A 20976-nucleotide genomic window follows, 5' to 3' on the forward strand; every position below is an offset into this window, starting at 1 on the left:
GCCTCCTCCTTTCGGAAATGAATGCTTAGCACCTTCCAATTTAATTTTCATTTTGCAATTCAGTTTTTTGGAAAAAGCTTTTTAAGGCATCATAGACATCGCCTTTTTTCTTTAAAATATGATATCTAAATTTGGGATCATCAATTTTTTTATACGTATACATTAGCGTCGAGAAACGGTTATGCTGATTTACTTCTCCATAGCCAAACATACTTGATACTTCCATCAATTCACTCACGAGTTTTAAACATTTTTCATTATCCATCGAAATGTTTTCGCCATCCGAAAAATGAACAGGGTAAATATTGTAACGACTTGGGTTATATTTATCGCGTATTAACTCTAATGCTTTTATATACGCAGATGAACAAATCGTTCCACCACTTTCTCCCTTTGTGAAAAACTCTTCTTCTGTCACCACTTTTGCCTCTGTATGATGGGCAATAAACTCTATTTCCACTGTTTCATATTTCGAGCGTAAAAATCTTGTCATCCAAAAGAAAAAGCTTCTTGCACAATATTTTTCAAAAGTGCCCATGGAGCCACTTGTATCCATCATTGCAAGCACGACTGCCTTCGATTCAGGCTTCTCCACTTCATCCCATGTTTTAAAGCGTAAATCATCATTATGAATAGGCGTAATTTGAGCATTCCCTTCCATGGCATTGCGTTTGATCGCATTTAAAATGGTACGCTTCTTATCAACATTGCCCATAAGCCCTTTTTTCCTTATATCATTGAATTCAATTTTTTCGGTTTTAATATCTGCTTTTTCTTTTTGCTGTAAATTAGGGAGTTCTAGCTCTTTAAATAACACATTTTGCACTTCTTCCATGCTGACTTCTGCTTCATAATAATCTTGACCAGGCTTGTCACCAGCTTCTTTTCCATTGCCATTGCCTTGATCGCTCTTGCTACCGTCACGTGCAACAACATCCCCCACACTACTATCACCTTGTCCTTGACCGACATGCTTTGAATTATCATAGTTATATCGAATTTTATATTCATCGAGGGAGCGTATAGGTATTTTAATAACCTCTCGGCCATTTGACATAACAATACTTTCCTCACTTACTAAATCGGGTAAATTGTTTTTAATCGCATCTTTAACCTTTTCCATATGACGTTGTTGGTCTTGGTGCCCTTTACGATGGAGGGACCAATTTTCCTGAGAGATGACAAATCGCTTATTTTCGTTTTCAGTCATTTTTATCCTCACCCATCTATCAAATTCGCTTTTTCTATCCTATGCTAGCAATCAGCTTTCTTGAACTTTTTAGAGAAATAAAAGGAGTGCCCTAAAAATGGGACACTCCTATACCGACGATTCATTACGCCCCTGCATAATTGTCACTGACACTAAGTTAGCGGTTTAACAAACTACCTACATATTGTAATAATTCATTCGCTGAAGTTGTGTTATAGCCATGCTCATCCACAAGCCTTGCTACAACTTCATTAATTTTCTTCAGTTGTGACTCATCAGGCATTTTTGAAGACGTTGTAATTTTCACGACATCTTTCAAATCAGCAAATAGTTTCTTTTGGATTGCTTCTCGTAATCTCTCATGAGAATTATAGTCGAAGCGCTTGCCATTTCTTGCATAAGCTGAAATGCGAATTAATATTTCCTCACGGAATGCTTTTTTCGCATTTTCAGAAATGCCAATTTGCTCTTCAATGGAACGCATTAGCTTTTCATCTGGATTCATTTCTTCGCCAGTTAGGCGATCAAATATTTTGTTTTTATTACAAAACGCCTCTACATTATCGAGGTAATTATTCATTAATGTTTTGGCAGATTCTTCGTACGAGTAGACAAATGCTTTTTGCACTTCATTTTTCGCAATTTCATCGTACTCTCTTCTTGCAACAGCAATATAATTCATATATTTTTCTCGATCTTCTTGAGATATAGAAGCATGCTGATCAAGACCATCTTTCAGTGCGCGCAACACATCCAATGCATTAATAGATGGGATTTCTTTGCGAATGATTGCTGATGAAATACGGTTAATAATATACCGTGGATCAATACCGTTCATGCCTTCGTTAGGAAACTCTTTTTTCAGCTCCTCTAAGTCAACGGAATTAAATCCCTCCACATTTTCTCCGTCGTACAAGCGCATTTTTTTAATAAGATCCACACCTTGTTTTTTCGGAACTTCCAGCCTTGTTAGGACCGAAAAGATTGCTGCGGCCTTCAATGCATGTGGCGCAATATGAACATGAGCCATATCACTTTCATTAATCATTTTTTCATAAATATGTTCTTCCTCGCTCACTTTTAGGTTATATGGAATTGGCATAACAATAATGCGCGAGTGTAACGCTTCGTTCTTTTTATTCGAAATAAAGGAACGATATTCCGTTTCGTTTGTATGAGCAACAATTAATTCATCGGCACTTATTAAAGCGAATCTTCCTGCCTTAAAATTCCCTTCTTGCGTCAGTGACAACAAATTCCATAAAAACTTTTCGTCTAATTTCAGCATTTCTTGGAATTCCATCATTCCTCGGTTCGCTTTATTTAACTCTCCATCAAAGCGATAAGCACGAGGGTCCGACTCTGAGCCAAATACGCCAATAGTCGAGAAATCAATGCTCCCCGTTAAATCTGCAATATCTTGAGATTTTGGGTCAGAAGGTGTGAAGGTTCCTATACCCACACGTTTGTCTTCAGAAAAAGTGATACGCTCAATAATGACATTTTCAATACGTCCATCGTATTCTTTTTCAAGACGCATCGTATTTAAAGGCGATAAGCTGCCCTCAATTCGTATTCCATACTCTTCAAAAAATTCATTTCGTAAATGATGTGGAATTAAATGCAGCGGGTCCTCATGCATTGGACATCCCTTAATTGCATAAACTGCTCCCTCTTCCGTGCGCGAGAATTGTTCAAGCCCTCGCTTTAACAACGTTACGATCGTTGACTTTCCTCCACTTACAGGCCCCATCAATAACAAAATCCGCTTTCTAACATCTAATCTTCTTGCTGCAGGATGGAAATATTCCTCCACCAGTCTTTCAATTGCTGATTCAAGCCCAAAAATTTCTTTTCCGAAAAATTGATACATCTTTTGCCCATCGCGTTCCTCTACACCAGCGCTTTTAATCATATTGTAGACGCGAGAATGGGCTGTTTGAGCAACTTCAGGTCTTTCCTTTATGATGCGTAAATAATCTGCAAATGTACCTTCCCACTTCAGTCGATTTTCTTCTTCGCGATAGCTCTTCACTTTATCTAAAATGTTGATAGCCTTCCCTCCATTCTTTCAGGGCTTGATTTATAACATAGTATGAAGTTAGATACATTATGATACCCATTACTTTTTCATTGAATTAGTTTCTTCTTATTGTTCAAGTTTTTTTCTCGCTACATAAAAGGGATTTACTGCATTTAAAGTGGACTTATGAAATATAAAATTTCGGTTATTCTATCTGTAGAAAGGAGGTCCAATTTTGAATCGTTATTTAATTTTCCTTCTAACATGTATGCTGCTGTGGAGTTATTTTCCCCCAACGGTTACACTGGCAAATGAAGGACCGAGTAATGAAGAAATTTTACAACAACGTATGTCCTATTACGTACAATTCGATGAATTACTAATTCCATGGCATTTTTTAGCGGCTATCGATCAATATGAGCGAAATCTTCAATCCGTTCGTAAAGATATTCCGAAGCGAGATGGCTTCATCGCCATTCAATTTTCTGATGAGTATTGGTCCGGTGCATTAAATCCTGTCAAGGAAGATACGATACCTGAAACAATCAGTTATTTTGGTGGAATGGGACTTGATGGCAACGGTGATGGAATTGCAAGCCCTTCAGATGATGTAGATGTGATCTTCTCCATGGCTAGTTTTATAAGTCAATTTGGTTCTACAGATGAGGACTTTAAACTTGCTTTATGGGAATACTACAAAAGTGAAGAAGCCGTTAATCAAATCGTCACGATTTCCACTTTGTATAAACATTTTAAAACGACTGAGTTGGATGCCCATACATTCCCGATTCCAACACGCTCCGATTACAGCTATAGAGGTACTTGGGGTGATAATAGAGGTTGGGGAGGCAGGCGAATCCACGAGGGAACTGACATTTTTGCAGGCTACGGGACACCTGTACTGTCCACCTCCTATGGTGTAGTCGAAGTTAAAGGCTGGAATCAATTCGGAGGTTGGCGAATTGGCATTCGCGATAATCATAATTCTTATCACTATTATGCCCATCTCGGGAGCTATCATAAGGAAATAAAGGTTGGAGATGTTGTAGAACCAGGGCAAGTACTCGGTTATGTCGGCAGCTCAGGTTATGGAAAAGAAGGCACATCTGGAAAATTCCCTCCACATCTTCATTACGGTATTTACAAATTTAATGGTCGAACAGAATGGGCATTTGATCCATATCCATCTTTACTGCAATGGGAGCGTCAAGCAAAAAAAGATAAGCAGTAAAGAACTTAAATGCTCTTATTCACAGCGAAATCAGATGGAGATTCGTCTATAAGACAAGGCAAGAAGCTGGGACAAAAGAGAAAAAGTGTTAGATTGATGGCAGTCAATCTAACACTTTTTTGCTTCGGCTGTGCTTTCCGCTCAGCACAGTAAGCCGCAACCCTCACTAACGCGCAGAATGCCCGCGTCTTACGCTGTGTAAGTTCTGAGCAGGAGCCACCGCCTCCGCTATCAACAACTAATGAGCACTTCTAATTTTTTTTATTGCAAAAGCAAGAATAGCTAAGTTCTCCATATAGCTAAAATTTATGAACACCCTTCCTCTGTTCCTTAAATTTTTTTAGTTTTGTCTCAGCCTCTTGCAGTTTTTTGATATCCCCTATAGTACTTCTAAAAAAATATATAGTATTGTCAAATTTATTTTTTCTAAAAACACCATGACAATAGGTAAATAGACACACGATTTTAGCAAACAAACAAGAATATTTGAAAAATATGAATTTAATTATGCCAAAAAACCTTTTTTAGTATTTTCAACAAAAAAATTCTACTTTTCTTTTGAAATAGTAATAAAATAAATAGAGTAGGATAAGTTTTAAAGAAAAAGCTAAAGGATGGAAAAAATGAATCGTTTATTTCAATTTAAAACAATTAAAGCACGTTTATTAAGTACATTTATTATGTTATTAGTATTATTTGCTTGTTTTACTACGTATACTTATTTTTCAAATACAAACATGGAGAAACAGGCTAAAGTCCTCGTTGAAGAAGATTTAATGGTGTTAACTGCAAGTAAAAATCTAGCAATGTCTACGAGTGTCCGACTATCTGCAGCCTTAAGTTATGTTGTATCTGGTGATGAAAAATACATAGAGACGTTTAATGAATACCGTAAAATTGCTGAAGATAATAACCTTATCGTTGAAAAGTATGAAAATACGCCAGAAAGAAAAAAGCTGGTAGAAATGGCTCGTGAATGGAGCAACCGAGTAAATAGTGAAGTATTTGAAGTATACAAGCAAGGTGATAAACAATTAGCATTAGAAAATTTAACAGCTATCAATCATCTTGTAACTGAAGTGCGTGCTGGCTATGAAGAAGTAGCTGATAAACGCGCAGAAGCCATTACGAAGGTCGGCAATGATGTCGTATCAACAAGTTCAAGCAATAAAACAATCGGGGTTATTGCAAGTATCATCTTATCCCTTGCAGGAATTCTTATCGCTATTTTTACAGCAAGTAGAATCTCTAAGCCTATTTCTATAGTTTCCCATCGTATGAGGGAATTAGCTGATGGAAATTTACGCAATGAAAAATTCACCGTAACCCATCAAGATGAAATTGGTCACTTAATGCTTTCTGCCAATGACCTAAATGAAAAATTAAAAGATACGATCAGCTCTATTCATAATGTATCAGAAACGGTAGCTGCAAGCAGTGAGGAATTAGCGCAATCTTCTAATGAAGTTCAAACAGGTACAGAACAAATTTCTTATACAATGCAAGAGCTTGCCACTGGAACAGAAACACAAGCCTCTACAGCTAGTGATTTAGCTGAAACCATGACAACGTTCCAACGCCATATTTACGAAACAACGCAAGAGGGTATTGAGTTGAAAGAGCATTCGGGGCAAGTGCATGAATTAACAAACACAGGAAAAACATTAATGGTTCAATCTACACAACAAATGGCAACTATTAATGACATTGTGTTAGATTCCGTAAAAAAGGTAGAAGGTTTAAACGAACAGTCTGCTGAAATTTCAAAGTTGGTTTCTGTAATTGATGAAATTTCTAACCAGACGAATTTGCTTGCTTTAAATGCTGCCATTGAAGCCGCACGTGCAGGAGAGCATGGCAAAGGCTTTGCAGTGGTTGCCGATGAAGTGCGTAAGCTAGCAGAACAAGTACAATTCTCTGTGACAGATATTTCAACAATTGTTCATCGTATTCAAAGCGAAACAGGCAATGTCACAAATTCCCTTCAATCTGGTTATGAAGAAGTAAGAAAAGGAACAGCACAATTAAATCAAACAAATCATACTTTCGATCAAATTTCCCAAGCGATAGAGGATATGAATAACAATATTAATGTGATTTCAAATAACTTAACAAAAATTTCCCAACATTCCGAAGCGATTAATGGTTCAATTGATGAAATGGCTTCTATTTCACAAGAATCCGCTGCTGGTGTTGAGCAAACAACAGCTACTGTTGAAGAAACGGCTGCAACAATGGATGAAATTTCAAAGAGTGCCAATCAATTAGCTGAAATGGCTGAAGAGCTAAACACACAACTACAAAAATTCACACTTTAATACAAGGAAAAAGCTATCCGAATGTCTTCGTGATAGCTTTTTTATTAGGCTAGATTACATCTAGTATAGGTTATTGCCAATGTCGGATAGGTACTCTCTCTAATTCATAGTGCTTAATAATAATACTGACTTTTTGATACCATTGTTCACACAATGCCATTGCTTCGATATACGTATCATCTTCTATTGAAATGCCATCCTCTTGTTCTAAAAAGATATACTCTATAATTGGATCGCTTAGATTGTCTACCACCATTTTTAAAGCTAATTGCGACACTTCTTGTTCCTCACACGCTTCTTCCTCAATCTCTGCTTCTTCTGCTAATACACGGTTTTCCTCCTCTAGTAAAGAGTCACTAAACAAACCATTACTAGTTCTTGCCACAATATGACCGTCCTCTACAATCGCTACCTCATAAATTTCATTAAAACAGACTTCTTTCTTTGCTACTGCAGCTTCCCAATCTTCTCTAACTGCCAGTATAAGTGTTTTGGTTTGCTCATTCAGTAATAATGCATGTAAAGCATCATTTGCGATGGTGGCATGGGTATGAGGGATATTCTTTAACTCTTCTTCACTTGCACTTTTAAGCTCTGCCATCATTCTAAAAGTATGATATTTCCATTTAATATAACGTATTACGCCAATGATGACTAAGGTTATGCCAATTAAAAAGTACAATTTTTTTATCAGTTCAGCATTCATTGCCATTGCTAAAAACAAATATATCGTACCTAACAATACTAGAAAGATTGTTTTCATTATTATCCCACTTTCAACAAATTAATAGATAGGGAAAATACATCTCTATAGTAGAAATCTTATTCAGCTATCTCTCTTTTCATGCTTCATTTTTGGATAATAAAAAACACGAAACACTGCGTATTGCAGTGTTTCGTGTTGTTGAACATGTCTTTTTAGGATAAAAACAAGCTTATTGTTTCACTAGCTCATCCTTACTACCTACATTATCTAATGTTTTATCTTTTTCAATTTTATGCATATCAAGCACATGTTGTGAAGGAGGCACAAGCAAACTGACAATCACAATCGTTATACCTGAAATGACAACTCCAGAGAAAACAGGTGCCTGCCATAATTCGTTTATTAAACCTATAAAGCCTTCAGACTGTATGGATAAACTAGGTACAAAAGTTAGTGTTGTGATTATATAATAGATAAGCCCGACCGATATACTTGCCCAGACAGCTGGCGTACTGACCCGCTTCCAAAATGGACCTAAGACAATTGGCCAAAAAATCGTCACGAATATTACGTCCCAAGCTAAGTAAGCTAAATCAATTACTTTTTGAAAGCTAACTGCCAATATTAAGCCTAATACTGCACTGCTTAAAATCACAAGTCTAGAAAATCTCAATAAAGTTTTAGGATTAGGATTACGATTAATAAAGTCTAAATAAATATTCTTTGTGATAATACCAGAAGTTGCAACGTAACATGCGGCAACAGTCGACATTCCCATCGCTGCCATTGCCGTTAAAAAGATTGCAGCTAAAAGAGGAGGAAAGTATCCTTGTGCAAATGCTAGCATTAACGTTTCTGGATTTGTGCTATTAGGATAAATTGTCTTAAATGCTTCACCTAACATACCTGGAATCCAACTAATCGCTATAATAACGAGACCAGCGATAATCATACTGCGTTGTGCTACTTTCGGGCTTTTTGCGGCCGCCACCCTTTGACCTAAGTCAACAGCAGGGATGTCACCAAGCGCTAATACAAGATATAACGTCCAAAATTCAGCTCCAGCCTTATTAAACAATTCACTTATATTCCACCACTCCGGATTAAACGTCACATCAGGATAATAAATGAACACAAAAATGGTAATTCCTAAAATACCAGCTACTGCTAGCGCACCTTGTACGATTTCTGTGTAGGCTACAGCCCATAAACCGCCAATTACTGAATACAGTGCTGTTAACGATACAAATAATAATGCTGCTGGAACAAAATCTATTTGCAGCAATTGCTGGATAATATACGTTCCGCCAACAGTTAAAGCTGCTGCATTAAAGATCCCAAAGGCGATAGCCATTACAATCCCTGTATAAGCCCCTAACTTTTTACTACCATATCTTAAGCCATAGTAGTCTGCTAATGTCCATCCTTTTAATCTTCTAAGCGGTTTTGTCCATATAAGCGCACCAAGAATCATACAGGTACCTAAACCACCCATAGTCGCTGATCCCTCAAAGCCACCACTCGTATAACCAGAGCCGACAGCGGCAAAAAAGAACGGAGCGGCTAATAAAGCCGCAATTAAACTTCCCGTAACTACTGAGAGAGGCATACTCCAACCGGCTACGATTAAATCTTCTGCCGTATTCACGCGCTTATACCCCTTATAACCAATATAATAAATAAAAATTAAGTACAAGCTAAAGATTAAAATATTCAACATTTTTATTGCTCCTTAGTTCTTACATTATCCATTCATTACTACTCCACCATTAGGCGTTAAAATTTGACCTGTATAGAAATCAGCATTGTCAGAGGCTAAAAAAAGTACACTTTTTGCGATTTCCTCAGGCTGTGCCAAGCGTTTTAATGGATACTTTGCGGATTCCTCTTCAATATAGTTCTCTCCAAATTCTTGTAGGATATCTGTGAGTGTCCCACTAGGAGCTACAGCGTTTACTAATATGTTGGGCGCTAATTCTCTTGCCAAAGCTTTTGTAAATGCATTAATGCCGCCTTTTGCAGCTGAGTAATGCGTAAACTCTTCACAACCTAAACTACCAATATCTGAAGAAATATTAATAATCTTGCCTTTGTTTCTTTCCTTCATTCGTTTCGCTGCTTCTCGGCAATTATAAAAACATCCATAAAGATGTACTTTAATCATTCTGTCCCATTGTTCGTCTGTTAAATCTAGCACGCTAGAAGCTTGGGCAAATCCTGCATTATTGACAAGAATATCAATCTGCCCTAGATGCTTGTCCATGTATCGGAACATGTCCTGTACTTGATGAGAGTCTGATACATCAGCACGGTATTTATAAGCACGCACACCTAGTTTTTCAGCCTGTGCTCGCACTTCTTCTGCTTCTTGATCGTCACCAATATAGTTAATGAATACATTGGCACCTTGTTTTGCGAATGCAAGTGCAATTGCTTTTCCGATGCCCTTACTAGAACCCGTAATCAGAACATTTTTTTCTGTTAAATTATTTTCCATTTTCATCATTCTCCAATTTGAATTTTGCTACAAGTGCTTGTAATTCTTGTGCTGTTATTCCTAAAGAAGAAGAAGCCTCTTTCACTTCTTGCATCGTCGTTAATTGTTCCTGTGTCGCTTTTGAGACATTAGATGAAAACTCTGATGAAAGCTCCGATGATTGTTTAATGTTATTTACAGACGCCGCAACTTCTTCCGATGAAGCAGAAATTTGCTGAGAAGCTGCTGAAATTTCACGAATTTGACTTGCGACTTCTTCCGATGATGTAAGAATTTCTTTAAAGATTTCCCCTACTTCATCTGTATATTCCATACCAGTTTTTACATCTGCTTTTCCTTTTTCCATCACGACAATGGAAGCATTTGAATCGGATTGAATCGTACTAATAAGATTATAAATTTCTGTTGCTGATTGGGATGATTGTTCTGCCAACCTTCTCACTTCATCTGCTACAACTGCAAACCCTTTACCATGTTCTCCTGCTCTTGCTGCTTCAATAGCCGCGTTTAGAGCAAGTAGGTTAGTTTGATCCGCAATTGCTGTAATAAGACTCACAATATCGCTAATTTTATTCGTATTAACATGTAAGCCATTAATCGTTTTGCCAATTTGTTCTACTGAACCATTAATTAGCTCCATTTGGGATATAACTTGTTGCACGACTTTATCTCCACGTTCAGATGCAAGAGACGCTGCTATAGATGATTCGGCAGCTGTATTTGCTGAATCGGCTATTTGTTGAATTCCTGTTGCTGTTTCCTCCATAGCTGCAGCAGTTTCTTCTGTCATCACCATAGCTGCTTCTGCATTCTCATTTATACGTCTCATATCCTTTGCAATATCGGTAGAACTGTTATACGACTCTCCTGCATTGACAGTTAACTGACTTGCAGCTGAAGAAACATGATTAGAAGTATTTCTAATATTTAAAATAATATGTTGTAAATTGGTAACCATCGTTTGAATTGATTGCGATAAATTCCCTATTTCATCTTTCGTAATTTCTAATTCAACATGATGCAATTCACCATTTGCCACTTGATTTGCAACATCGACTACTTTCTTAAGAGGCTTTAATAGTCGATCGATAATTATGTAAAGTAAAATTAGTAAAATAATTAAACCAACAACTGCGATTGCAATTTGTTTTGTCATGCTTGTTTTGATGATCGTATTTATGTAATCTGCGGAATAATCAATACCTAACAAAGCAATTATTTTGCCATTATCATCTTTAATAGGGGTAAATACTGTTCTCCAAGCACCATATTGATCTTCGAATACGTTCGTTACTTCAGACTGATTATTGTCAATTGCACGCTTAGCTGTTGCTACATGTTCATCTGCTAACTCTTCGAAAATCTCACCAGCTTCATATACCTCATTCAAGTTGGATGTATACCCTATCGGATTAACACCTTTATCTTTCATATCCCAAATATAACTCCAGCTCATTATCCCTTGCTCTTCTTGGATCATGTCTAGCTGTTTTTGGAGATTTTTAAAATCGGGATTACTTTCCCCTTTTTCAGTTAATAAATGTTTAATCTGATCACTATCGAGATTCATAGCTGTCAATATACCAACACTTTTTAACTCTTGTTCCAAATCTACATTCATTCTTTTATTTAGCTCACTAATACTTTGTGTTGTGATGATAGAAATCAACAGTAAAACAATAATAGAAACTGTAAGTAATAATTTGTTTTTCAATGAAACATTTTTTAAAAATTGCATTGATAGTTCCTCCTCTTTATATTTTATAGGTCAAAAAAAAATAACCTATTTCAAAAGAAATAGGTTATTAAAGATAAAAAACAATAAATCCCAATAACGACTAATCTTTTGCAACCCAGCCGTCATAGCGCCATCTGCCTTAGACCTGTAGCTTTGCGTCTCTACCTTTCAGTAGATTTGCCCTTATTTCTCCTCAAATTAACATAATAGTAAAAAATAATCAATATAGCTTACGAAAATACTATTTCGTCCATGCTCTTATTTTACTACTTCTGTACAAACAATGAAATAATTACTATGTAAAAATATTCTTTTTTATTGTAAAAAAAATAAGCAGCGACAACGTAAACATACGTTATTGCTGCTTAAATTTCTGATAAACACTTACCCCTAAATGTTTATTCAATTATGCAAGTTGTGTTACGAGTAAGACGGATGGAATAAAGGATAATGCAAAAACGCACATATACCATACAGAAGTACGGCGTAATGAAAAACGAACTTTTTTGCGTTCTGCGTAAAAAATGTCTAACATAACAGCAACTATTAATGGAATACTAATGCAAGAAATAGCAATTAAAATAAGATCAAAAAATATCATAAAAAGCACCCCTCTGTTCATGAACATTTCTTTTCCCTTTGTGACAACTTTGTGTCAATTTAATTGTACACAATTCCGTCACATTTATCAACAGTTAAAAGAAAATAATGGTGATTTTACAATTTATTTTTTATTGCTTTCATTTATATTATGTATTTCATCATCCAATACAAACAAAGGCGGGACGCTTACTGTAAGTAAGCATCCCACCACAATTCACTATAAAGAAAATTAATACTTAATCTCTATATTTATATGTTAACCCTTTTAAAAAGTTTCTCACAAAGCGATCGCCACATTCTTTATAATTGCGGTGACTAGGATTTCTTAAAATCGCACCTAGCTCACCTTTCGATACTGTTACGCCACCTTCATATAAGATATCAAGCATATCTTCCGTTGTTAAAGCCATTGCAATTTTTACTTTTTTCAAAAGCATATTATTCGGACTTTCTTTCCCTGTAACCGGTGGTGGTCCTTCTTGTTGACCTTGTTTTGATTGTTGAGGGCCACGTTTAAATGTAATTAAACCATTTAAAAATACCTCTACCATTTTATTATTACATTTAATGTAATTCTCTGGGATATCTTCTTCATCATCTTTAATTTTGATAAGCATGTTTAATACATCCTCTTTTGTGTATTTCATGCCGCCCAGCTTAAAAATTTCTACCATATCCGTATTTTTAATATCTAGTGCATATCGTAAACGAATCAAAATATCATTATTCGTCATCTCAAAACCTCCTTGATTTTCTTGCAAAACCTTAATTTAAAAGAGCCAGGCTTTATTATAACAGAGTAAAATGTATTTTTAGCTAGCTTTGTGATTATTCCTCATCTATAGTATCTAGATTGCACATTTCCTTGTTTTTAAATGTATGAAAATCAAACTGCCGACCATTCTAATAGCACAAGGAGGTGAGAAAAATGGCTAATAAAAATCGAAGTTCCAATAAACTTCAAGTTCCTGGTGTACAAGAAGCTGTTAATCAAATGAAATATGAAATCGCACAAGAGTTCGGCGTACAACTTGGGCCAGATGCTTCTTCTCGCGCGAACGGTTCCGTAGGTGGAGAAATCACGAAACGACTTGTAGAAATGGCTGAAAAAAGACAAAAATAAATAAAAGGTGCCAGGCACTAAAACAATTCAGAATTGTTTTAGTACCTGGCACTTACTTTCTTGCTCCTTTTATCATGACGAAGATGAATGCTAATAAAAGAATAAGTAATGCACCTATAATTACGTATCCGACCATACTTGTTATTCCCAAAACACTAATACTCCTTCCATACGTAAAGCGGAACGAAAAATTCCCCAATATAGAACCGCTATATTTCCACTTTAGTTTACTTATTTAAAATACCCTTCTACTTCTATTTCTTCAACTAAACTGCTCTATTAGTATAATAAATTCAACGACTACAGCTTTCTATTCATTCACAGTAATTTCATTTTTTCCGATAAACACAATTTATAAACTTTTAATTATAGATTGTATCTTTAGCGCTTCGCTTTTCCTTAAAGTACAGCACACCAAACAAACCAATGATGGAGAAAAGAACTGGCACAATAAAGCCATAGTAGTAGCCATCATCTACGTAACCTGAAACAGATTGAAAATGATCTAATAAATAACCAAAAATAATGGGTAGCAAAACGGCACTTAAAAAGCCTCCCGTATTGGCAAATCCAGAAACTACGCCCGCTTCGTGTAAAGGGAAAGATTGCCGTACAGCAGCAAAAGTTAATGCACTTGCCCCGTATCCAAAGCCGATAATAAAAAATAGTACTAACAGCAAGAAAAAAGCTGGATGTCCATTGCATATAAGAAACGTACACCAACTAAGTAAAACAATACTATGCACGACAATATAGGGCCTTTTAATGGTATCTAGCTTGCTAGCCAGCCAACTAGTTAGAGGAGCTCCGATTAGTGCCCCTATAAGACCAACCATAATCAATTGGCTTGCATCCGAACGTGTCATTTCATATAAAGTCATACCGTATGGTACAGCCCAGGAACTGATAAATCCTACATAACCCCCTACTACACCAAAATGACAAAAAAATAGAGCCCATGCTTGCGGATTTGAAAATATTCTTTTCAGTAAAACGGATGTTTTATCACGTTGTTCTTCATCGGTTACAAAAACTTGCTCGTTGATAAAGCGTGTTTTAGGCTTTTTGACAAGTACAAAATAAAGGACAAAGCCACACAAGCTTAATAGTAGTCCTGCGCTACAAAAAGCCATCCGCCAACCTAGTAAATCAATCCACGTGGAGAAGGGGACTGTCGCCAATAAAAACCCTAGACTCCCAGTCATACCTGCCAGACCAATTAACCGTACAAACTCCTTACGATGAAACCATTGTGCCAAAATTAGCACCATATTAACCCAAATCGTTGCATCTCCTAGACCGGTCAGTATTCTCGAAAAAAATAGCATGAGTTCATGGGTGCTAAGGCTATAAATGATTGTACCTAACCCTGTAAGTGTCGCCCCTAAAATTAAAAAAGTATTTGGACCGTACCGATCAGCCAATATCCCCATTGGTACTTGTAAGCTTGTATATACAAAAAATTGGATACTTGTTAACAAGCCAATCGTTGCTGCCGTTACCTGAAAATCGCTCATTAATTGGTCTGTAATTAATCCTGGCGCTGTGCGTTGACTCGCCATTAACAAATAAGTAAACAATACAACAACAAATACAACCCATCTGTATCTGCTATTTTGTTTGTCCATGGATATCTACTCCCATTAGCTTTTACTAGAATATATGAAAGAGTGCCAGACACTAAAACAATTTTGAATTGTTTTAGTGTCTGGCACCGATTTCTCTATATTTTTAAGCTGACAAGGTTTCCTGCTTCTTGCACTAATTTATCCATTGTACTTAATTCGTCATCGCTAATTTCAACTAACTCTTCAAACATTTCCACAGATTCACGCGAAATGAAAGAAATGTCTCTCATTGCCACCATGATTTGTTGAGAGCTTGAAGATAATTCTTCTGTACTTGCAGATGAATTCGCATTATTTTCAGCAATAATTTTTGTCGTTTCTACAATTCTTTCGAACATCGTACCAATTTCTAAAATGGTAGTATTCGTTTGTGCAAACTCTTCTGTTCCTTGCTTCATAGATGTAACAACTCGATCCGTCTCTACTTGAATATTTTTTACGATATTCGATACTTCAGCAGCGGACTGTTGTGACTGTTCTGCTAATTTACGAACTTCATCAGCTACTACAGCAAACCCTTTACCATGTTCACCTGCACGAGCTGCTTCAATAGCTGCGTTCAATGCTAATAAGTTGATTTGCTCCGAAATCCCCGTAATTACTTTGACAATCTTGCCAATCTCATGTGATTTTTCTCCAAGGATGTTGATTGCATCAAATGTTGTATTAATCGTTTGATCAAATTGCTCCATTTTCACCATCGAATCTTTTAGCTTTTCGTTACCTTCTTGCGTCAATTCTAACGTCGTATTCGATTGTTCTGAAATTTGGTTTGATCTAATAGATAATTCTTCGATAGCCACTGTAATGTCTTCAATCGAAGTTGAACTTTCTTCAGTAGCTACTAATTGTTTTTTTAATCCTTTTCCTACCTCATCAATGGCGGCTCTAACGATATCAGCCTTTTCCGCTGCATATTCTCCATGTTCAACAAGGTTTTGACCTTTTTCATTTATATTTTTTTCGTATAGATGTAATTGCTCTTTTAATTGACTTGCAGATAATTCCTCTGCCCCGTTTGTCACTTCACTCTGACTATCGGCCTGGCGTTTAAGCGAAAAATATCGGTAAGCAAAATACAAGGACGTGCATAATAAAAATACTATAATCACTAGCATAATAGCATCCATGATATAATAATCTCCTATTCTCTCAACCTATGATGTTTATAACTCTTTTACAATAATGTAAATTCCATCAGCAACAGACGCTGGGATATCGTTTAAATGCTCATTTGTTTCGTATTTATGAACAATGAAATCCCCTTCAACATTTACATATTTTTCAAATCCTTGATACTTCTGTAACAAAGTCATTGACTTTGGATTTGTAGCTTCAGCTAACACAAGTCTTAACCCTTCTTCAGATGCTTTTTGAACTAAAATATCACCTAACGTTTGTACAATTTCATGGCGATTGTGCTCAGCTATAACTCCTAATAAAAATAAATGCAGCACTTCATTATCTTCCATTTCTTTCCCATAACGTTGTTTATAGTCATTTAGGAAACGAACATCAATATCCACTAAGACATCCATCACAATATTCATATCAGAAAACGTACCACTAAAAATATCACCTTCATGTATTTCCAGTGCGTTTGTATCACCAACTAGAGCGCCTACGACATTGTGCTCTGCATCAAGCGCAACCACACAGTATCCTTGATGCACATTGTCTTCAATGTATTCCTTCGTGAATTGGTAGAAATCATCATAAGGCAATTTTAAAGAGTACCCGATTATCGGCTCTTGCACCCATTTACCGGCTACATCTACTCCAACAAATGTTTTAGCTAAACATGTTGCCGCTTTTTCAATTAAATCTGGTTGGTCTTTTGTAATGATTTCATATGTATATACATCTTGTAATGTTGGCATCATACATTCCTCCAAAATATGCTTCTTGTGATTTTAAAAACTATCGTGTTGCTAATTGTGATACATTGTCAACTACTGTTCCTGGGAAATTCACTCCCTCTAAAGCATTTCTCACTTGCACATAGGCAATTTTAGAGGCTGGATTGACGATATAGATATCTTTGAAGCCAAGTGATGCATAAAACATTAATGTTTGCCCTAGCTCCGCTGAAACTTTAGATGGAACAGGTGATTGATACGTTGCATCAACTACAAAGGTATAGGATTTTTTTGGTACTTTCGCCACGGTTTCTTCCAAATCTTTTATATATTCCTCTACAAGCTCTGTTTTAATAAACCCGTGAACTTGAACGTGTACTTCTTTTTTGGCTTCATAAATCGCCATATTATATTTCGGTTTATCAACGACTAACATTTTTAATCTCCTTTTTCATATAGTTTTTTTACTATCCTATACTAATAAGACTTTATTAACGCTATAGTTCTTTAATTCGTCTCCTTTTAGGAAAATAAAAACTACCCTTATTATAAAAATTAAGGGTAGCCAAATAATCGTTTATTATTTTGGCAACCCGACTATCATAATCCCAATAGGATTTTAGACTCGTAGCTTTGCGTCCTTACCTTTCAGTAAGTTTGCCTTTTCATTTTCTTAAAATAATACTAACATTATTACAATTTTACATTATAAATTACATGTCAATTTTTGTCGACACTAGTAGTATTATCTAAAGAATATTAGGTAAATATAAGTAATATTAAGATACTATGTAGTAAGAATGTAGTACGTGCCAGTCACTCAAACAATTTAGAATTGTTTGAGTGACTGGCACCTATTCAAATTGATTAAGCAATTCGCGTACTTCATCTGTTGTCTTTGTATTCATCAACTGATTTCTTAATTCGCTTGCCCCGCGGAATCCTTTAACATAGATTTTGAAAAAGCGATGCAACGCAGTAACTGAACGTGGTAACTCCTCGGCATATTGATCTTGAAGATCAAGCTGTAATCTTAAAAGATTAAGATATTCTTTACTACTGTGTTCCTTCGGCTCTTTTTCAAAAGCAAATGGATTTTTAAAAATACCTCGTCCAATCATCACGCCATCCACACCATATTGTTCAACTAGCTTCATACCTGTTGTACGGTCAGGGATGTCTCCATTGATTGTTAATAGCGTATTTGGTGCAATTTGATCTCGCAATTTTTTAATTTCCGGAATTAGCTCCCAGTGTGCTTCTACTTGGCTCATTTCTTTTCTCGTACGCAGATGGATTGATAGATTGGCGATATCTTGTTTTAAAATATGTGTAAGCCATTCCTGCCACTCATCCACTTCCGTGAAGCCAAGTCTTGTTTTCACACTAACAGGCAGTCCACCCGCTTTCGCCGCTTGAATAAGTTCCGCCGCAACATCAGGACGTAAAATAAGACCGCTTCCCTTGCCTCGTGATGCCACATTCGGAACAGGACAGCCCATATTAATATCAATACCTTTAAAACCAAGCTCCGCCATGCCTATACTCATTTGTCGGAAATATTCAGGATTATCTCCCCATATATGCGCAACCATAGGCTGTTCATCTTCAGTAAAAAGCAAACGTCCTCGCACACTTTTCTGACCCTCTGGATGACAATAGCTATCCGAATTTGTAAACTCGGTAAAAAATACATCTGGTCTACCTGCTTTACTTACGACATGACGAAATACAACATCCGTCACATCTTCCATTGGAGCAAGTACAAAAAATGGTCGCGGTAAATCCCGCCAAAAATTATTCGTCATATTTTAATTCAAACCCTCTCATTATAGGATATTCGGTTATACACTTATCCCCTAAAACTTAATTGCTTCAAGCAATAAAGTCATTATTATAGTATAACCTAGCTTTTGTAATTTATCTTCACACATAACTAGATTTTCACTTTTTAAAAATCAGGCAATACAAAAAGCAAGCAGTGAAAAGGCAGTCCAAGCTAACGGTACAATATCATAATCTTCTTGATATCAAACACATTATCTTGAACTGCCTACTAATTATTATTTAGCTTCTGTACTCTCATCTTTGTTGTAATTGTACTTTGAAGGATCTACTGGCGTGTAACCTGTGGTTTATAAAATCGCAGTAAATCACCATTCACTACTTTGTCAGATAAGCCTAATTTAAAATCTACTTCTTTTTTAATAGCTTGAGCTGCCTCTAATTGGCTATCATCTAGTGGTAATCCTGTTTTATTATCATAAAATTTTTCATTAATTGAATAAATCTTAGGACTCACAAAATCGCCATTTCTAAATGGCACAATTTCATTATGCTCTTCTGATAATAAGTCTGAGCCGAATTGAATAAAGTTTTGTGTATCAATTCCTAGTAAATGTAAAAGCGTTGGAAGCAAGTCTGTTTGACCACCATACGTATGGTTGATACCACCTTGCATACCTGGAACATGAATAAATAATGGGACACGTTGTAAATTAGCACTTTCATATGGTGTAATTTCTTTCCCAATAACTTGTTCCATTGCTGCATTATGATTATCTGAAATACCATAATGGTCACCATAAAGAACAATCATTGAATTATCATATAAACCTGATTCTTTTAGTTGATTAAACATTTGTTCAATTGCTTCGTCGGCATAGCGTGCTGTTTGGAAATAATTATCTACACTTGCATCGCCCGTATTCGCTTTATCAATTGTGACTAAGTCCTGATTCATTTTATACGGATAATGGTTCCCTACAGTAATTAATTTTGTATAGAACGGTTGTGGTAAAGAATTTAAAAAACTTTGTGATTGTTCAAAGAACGGTTTATCTAATAAACCATATTCAGCCATATTATCTGAAGAAGCTGTGTCATAATAACTTGCATCATAAAACTTATCGAATCCAAATGATTTATAAATAACATTTCGGTTCCAGAAGCTTCCGTTGTTGCCGTGGAAAACAGCCGATGTATAACCATAATCTTTTAAAATACTAGGTGCTGCTTGATACGTATTTTGTGCTTTTGTAATATAGGCAGAACCTTGTGGTAATCCGAATAAAGAGTTTTCTAACATAAATTCTGCATCAGACGTTTTACCTTGACCTGTTTGATGGAAGAAATTATCGAAATACAATGTATGATTATCTTTTGCTAATGAATTTAAAAATGGTGTAACTTCTTGACCGTTTAATTTATAGTCAATTAGGAAGTTTTGGAATGATTCTAAGTGTAAATAAATTACGTTCATTCCTTTTGCTGCACCAAAATATTTTGCATTCGGATTAGCATAGTTCGATTTTGTATAGTTAATTACTTCGGTAATATCACTACTATCAGCCAATGCTCTTTGTGAGGAAGCTTTCATCGTTTCTACTGAATCATAAATCGTATAGTTATACATACCTAAATATTTCACAATATAGTTTCTATCAAAACCTCGCGTTAATAATTGAGGGCGACTAGCCTCAGCTAATCCTAAATTGACAACGGATACGATTAATGCACAAGCAATAATCGCCATTGCTTTTTTATATCCAAATGATTTTGTTTCTTTTGGAACTTTGCTTGAGAATCGTAGATAAAACATGACAACGACATCCACAAAGAACAAAATATCATAAGGTTTTAATAATGAAAGAATACTACCACCTAAATCGCCAAAGTTTTGCGTTTGGAAAATGGTCGGTAACGTAATAAAATCACTAAAAAATCTATAATACACTACATTGGCGTATAAAAGAATTGACATAAGCGTGTAAATAACAAGCAGTAATGTATATCTTTTCTTTCCTCTAATTAAAAAAGCAATCCCTAAAAATAACATTGCTGATCCTAGTGGATTTAACAGTAAAAGGAAATGTTGAAGCGCTCCTTCTACACCTAAATCAAATTGTGCTGTTTGCGTGATGTATGTTTTCATCCATAACATGACGACAGCTACTATATATATCCCTAAAAAGCTGTTTAATAAGTCACTTTTTTTACTTATTAGACTTTTCATTTCTGCACCTACCTATTACTTATTA

16 protein-coding genes, 1 pseudogene and 2 riboswitches are annotated in these 20976 nt (G+C 35.9%); of the genes and pseudogenes, 3 read left to right on the forward strand and 14 right to left on the reverse strand.

Going from position 1 to position 20976, the window contains the following annotated elements; all coding sequences use genetic code 11:
- Nucleotides 1-40: 40 nt before the first annotated feature.
- Nucleotides 41-1210, reverse strand: coding sequence for a sporulation protein YhbH (gene yhbH, locus MHH88_RS19345; RefSeq protein WP_069509683.1), 1170 nt, complete (start codon nt 1208-1210; stop codon nt 41-43).
- A gap of 157 nt (nt 1211-1367) precedes the next feature.
- A complete protein-coding gene (locus tag MHH88_RS19350; RefSeq protein WP_069509680.1) occupies nt 1368-3263 on the reverse strand; it encodes a PrkA family serine protein kinase in 1896 nt (631 codons plus the stop codon).
- Nucleotides 3264-3468: 205 nt separating this feature from the next.
- Here MHH88_RS19350 and MHH88_RS19355 point away from each other — a divergent pair, with 205 nt between their 5' ends.
- Complete coding sequence (locus MHH88_RS19355) at nt 3469-4464, forward strand: M23 family metallopeptidase (RefSeq protein ID WP_339260097.1); 996 nt, start codon at nt 3469-3471, stop codon at nt 4462-4464.
- A gap of 623 nt (nt 4465-5087) precedes the next feature.
- Nucleotides 5088-6782, forward strand: coding sequence for a methyl-accepting chemotaxis protein (locus MHH88_RS19360; RefSeq protein WP_339260099.1), 1695 nt, complete (start codon nt 5088-5090; stop codon nt 6780-6782).
- A 70-nt stretch (nt 6783-6852) separates the two neighbouring features.
- Here MHH88_RS19360 and MHH88_RS19365 read toward each other — a convergent pair whose 3' ends face one another.
- The 6 genes from MHH88_RS19365 to MHH88_RS19390 form a co-directional block, all read right to left on the reverse strand.
- Nucleotides 6853-7545, reverse strand: coding sequence for a hypothetical protein (locus MHH88_RS19365; protein ID WP_339260101.1), 693 nt, complete (start codon nt 7543-7545; stop codon nt 6853-6855).
- Nucleotides 7546-7717: 172 nt separating this feature from the next.
- Nucleotides 7718-9208, reverse strand: coding sequence for a sodium:solute symporter family protein (locus MHH88_RS19370; RefSeq protein WP_103977961.1), 1491 nt, complete (start codon nt 9206-9208; stop codon nt 7718-7720).
- 24 nt (nt 9209-9232) lie between these two features.
- Entirely contained in the window at nt 9233-9985 is a 753-nt protein-coding gene (locus MHH88_RS19375) for a 3-oxoacyl-ACP reductase family protein (RefSeq protein WP_339260104.1), read from the reverse strand.
- Nucleotides 9975-11723, reverse strand: a complete 1749-nt coding sequence (locus MHH88_RS19380) for a HAMP domain-containing methyl-accepting chemotaxis protein (RefSeq protein WP_103977963.1) — start codon at nt 11721-11723, stop codon at nt 9975-9977. Before MHH88_RS19380 ends, MHH88_RS19375 begins: the two co-directional genes overlap by 11 nt.
- Before the next feature lie 106 nt (nt 11724-11829).
- Nucleotides 11830-11915, reverse strand: a riboswitch (cyclic di-GMP riboswitch).
- Between the two features lie 214 nt (nt 11916-12129).
- Entirely contained in the window at nt 12130-12324 is a 195-nt protein-coding gene (locus tag MHH88_RS19385; RefSeq protein WP_069509664.1) for a hypothetical protein, read from the reverse strand.
- A 238-nt stretch (nt 12325-12562) separates the two neighbouring features.
- The gene (locus MHH88_RS19390) at nt 12563-13060 is read right to left on the reverse strand and encodes a DUF1456 family protein (RefSeq protein ID WP_339260107.1); all 498 of its coding nucleotides are present in this window, start codon (nt 13058-13060) and stop codon (nt 12563-12565) included.
- Between the two features lie 194 nt (nt 13061-13254).
- Between MHH88_RS19390 and MHH88_RS19395 the strand changes: the two genes are divergently transcribed.
- Nucleotides 13255-13449: an alpha/beta-type small acid-soluble spore protein gene (locus MHH88_RS19395; protein WP_029747426.1), complete on the forward strand. Its 195-nt coding sequence runs from the start codon at nt 13255-13257 to the stop codon at nt 13447-13449.
- Between the two features lie 362 nt (nt 13450-13811).
- On the opposite strand, the gene MHH88_RS19400 is transcribed toward MHH88_RS19395, so the two are convergent.
- The 6 genes and pseudogenes from MHH88_RS19400 to MHH88_RS19425 form a co-directional block, all read right to left on the reverse strand.
- Nucleotides 13812-15077 carry an MFS transporter gene (locus MHH88_RS19400; protein ID WP_339260109.1) on the reverse strand — a complete coding sequence of 422 codons (1266 nt, stop codon included), beginning with the start codon at nt 15075-15077 and terminating at the stop codon, nt 13812-13814.
- A gap of 95 nt (nt 15078-15172) precedes the next feature.
- Nucleotides 15173-16207: a methyl-accepting chemotaxis protein gene (locus MHH88_RS19405; protein ID WP_069509659.1), complete on the reverse strand. Its 1035-nt coding sequence runs from the start codon at nt 16205-16207 to the stop codon at nt 15173-15175.
- Nucleotides 16208-16243: 36 nt separating this feature from the next.
- Nucleotides 16244-16960 carry a hypothetical protein gene (locus MHH88_RS19410; protein ID WP_339260112.1) on the reverse strand — a complete coding sequence of 239 codons (717 nt, stop codon included), beginning with the start codon at nt 16958-16960 and terminating at the stop codon, nt 16244-16246.
- 37 nt (nt 16961-16997) lie between these two features.
- Nucleotides 16998-17372, reverse strand: coding sequence for a hypothetical protein (locus tag MHH88_RS19415; RefSeq protein WP_024364486.1), 375 nt, complete (start codon nt 17370-17372; stop codon nt 16998-17000).
- Between the two features lie 148 nt (nt 17373-17520).
- Nucleotides 17521-17608: riboswitch (cyclic di-GMP riboswitch) on the reverse strand.
- Between the two features lie 182 nt (nt 17609-17790).
- Entirely contained in the window at nt 17791-18744 is a 954-nt protein-coding gene (locus tag MHH88_RS19420) for a tRNA-dihydrouridine synthase (RefSeq protein WP_339260115.1), read from the reverse strand.
- Nucleotides 18745-18999: 255 nt separating this feature from the next.
- Nucleotides 19000-20951, reverse strand: a pseudogene (locus tag MHH88_RS19425) (LTA synthase family protein).
- Nucleotides 20952-20976: the final 25 nt, after the last annotated feature.

The sequence above is a fragment of the Lysinibacillus sp. FSL K6-3209 genome, assembly GCF_037976175.1.
Classification (GTDB): Bacteria; Bacillota; Bacilli; order Bacillales_A; family Planococcaceae; genus Lysinibacillus; species Lysinibacillus sphaericus_D.

Coding starts and splice junctions, on each gene's coding strand:
- yhbH (WP_069509683.1), bottom strand. CDS start 1,210: ATGACTGAAAACGAAAATAAGCGATTTGTCATCTCTCAGGAAAATTGG.
- MHH88_RS19360 (WP_339260099.1), top strand. CDS start 5,088: ATGAATCGTTTATTTCAATTTAAAACAATTAAAGCACGTTTATTAAGT.
- MHH88_RS19365 (WP_339260101.1), bottom strand. CDS start 7,545: ATGAAAACAATCTTTCTAGTATTGTTAGGTACGATATATTTGTTTTTA.
- MHH88_RS19370 (WP_103977961.1), bottom strand. CDS start 9,208: ATGTTGAATATTTTAATCTTTAGCTTGTACTTAATTTTTATTTATTAT.
- MHH88_RS19375 (WP_339260104.1), bottom strand. CDS start 9,985: ATGGAAAATAATTTAACAGAAAAAAATGTTCTGATTACGGGTTCTAGT.
- MHH88_RS19380 (WP_103977963.1), bottom strand. CDS start 11,723: ATGCAATTTTTAAAAAATGTTTCATTGAAAAACAAATTATTACTTACA.
- MHH88_RS19385 (WP_069509664.1), bottom strand. CDS start 12,324: ATGATATTTTTTGATCTTATTTTAATTGCTATTTCTTGCATTAGTATT.
- MHH88_RS19390 (WP_339260107.1), bottom strand. CDS start 13,060: ATGACGAATAATGATATTTTGATTCGTTTACGATATGCACTAGATATT.
- MHH88_RS19395 (WP_029747426.1), top strand. CDS start 13,255: ATGGCTAATAAAAATCGAAGTTCCAATAAACTTCAAGTTCCTGGTGTA.
- MHH88_RS19400 (WP_339260109.1), bottom strand. CDS start 15,077: ATGGACAAACAAAATAGCAGATACAGATGGGTTGTATTTGTTGTTGTA.
- MHH88_RS19405 (WP_069509659.1), bottom strand. CDS start 16,207: ATGGATGCTATTATGCTAGTGATTATAGTATTTTTATTATGCACGTCC.
- MHH88_RS19410 (WP_339260112.1), bottom strand. CDS start 16,960: ATGATGCCAACATTACAAGATGTATATACATATGAAATCATTACAAAA.
- MHH88_RS19415 (WP_024364486.1), bottom strand. CDS start 17,372: ATGTTAGTCGTTGATAAACCGAAATATAATATGGCGATTTATGAAGCC.
- MHH88_RS19420 (WP_339260115.1), bottom strand. CDS start 18,744: ATGACGAATAATTTTTGGCGGGATTTACCGCGACCATTTTTTGTACTT.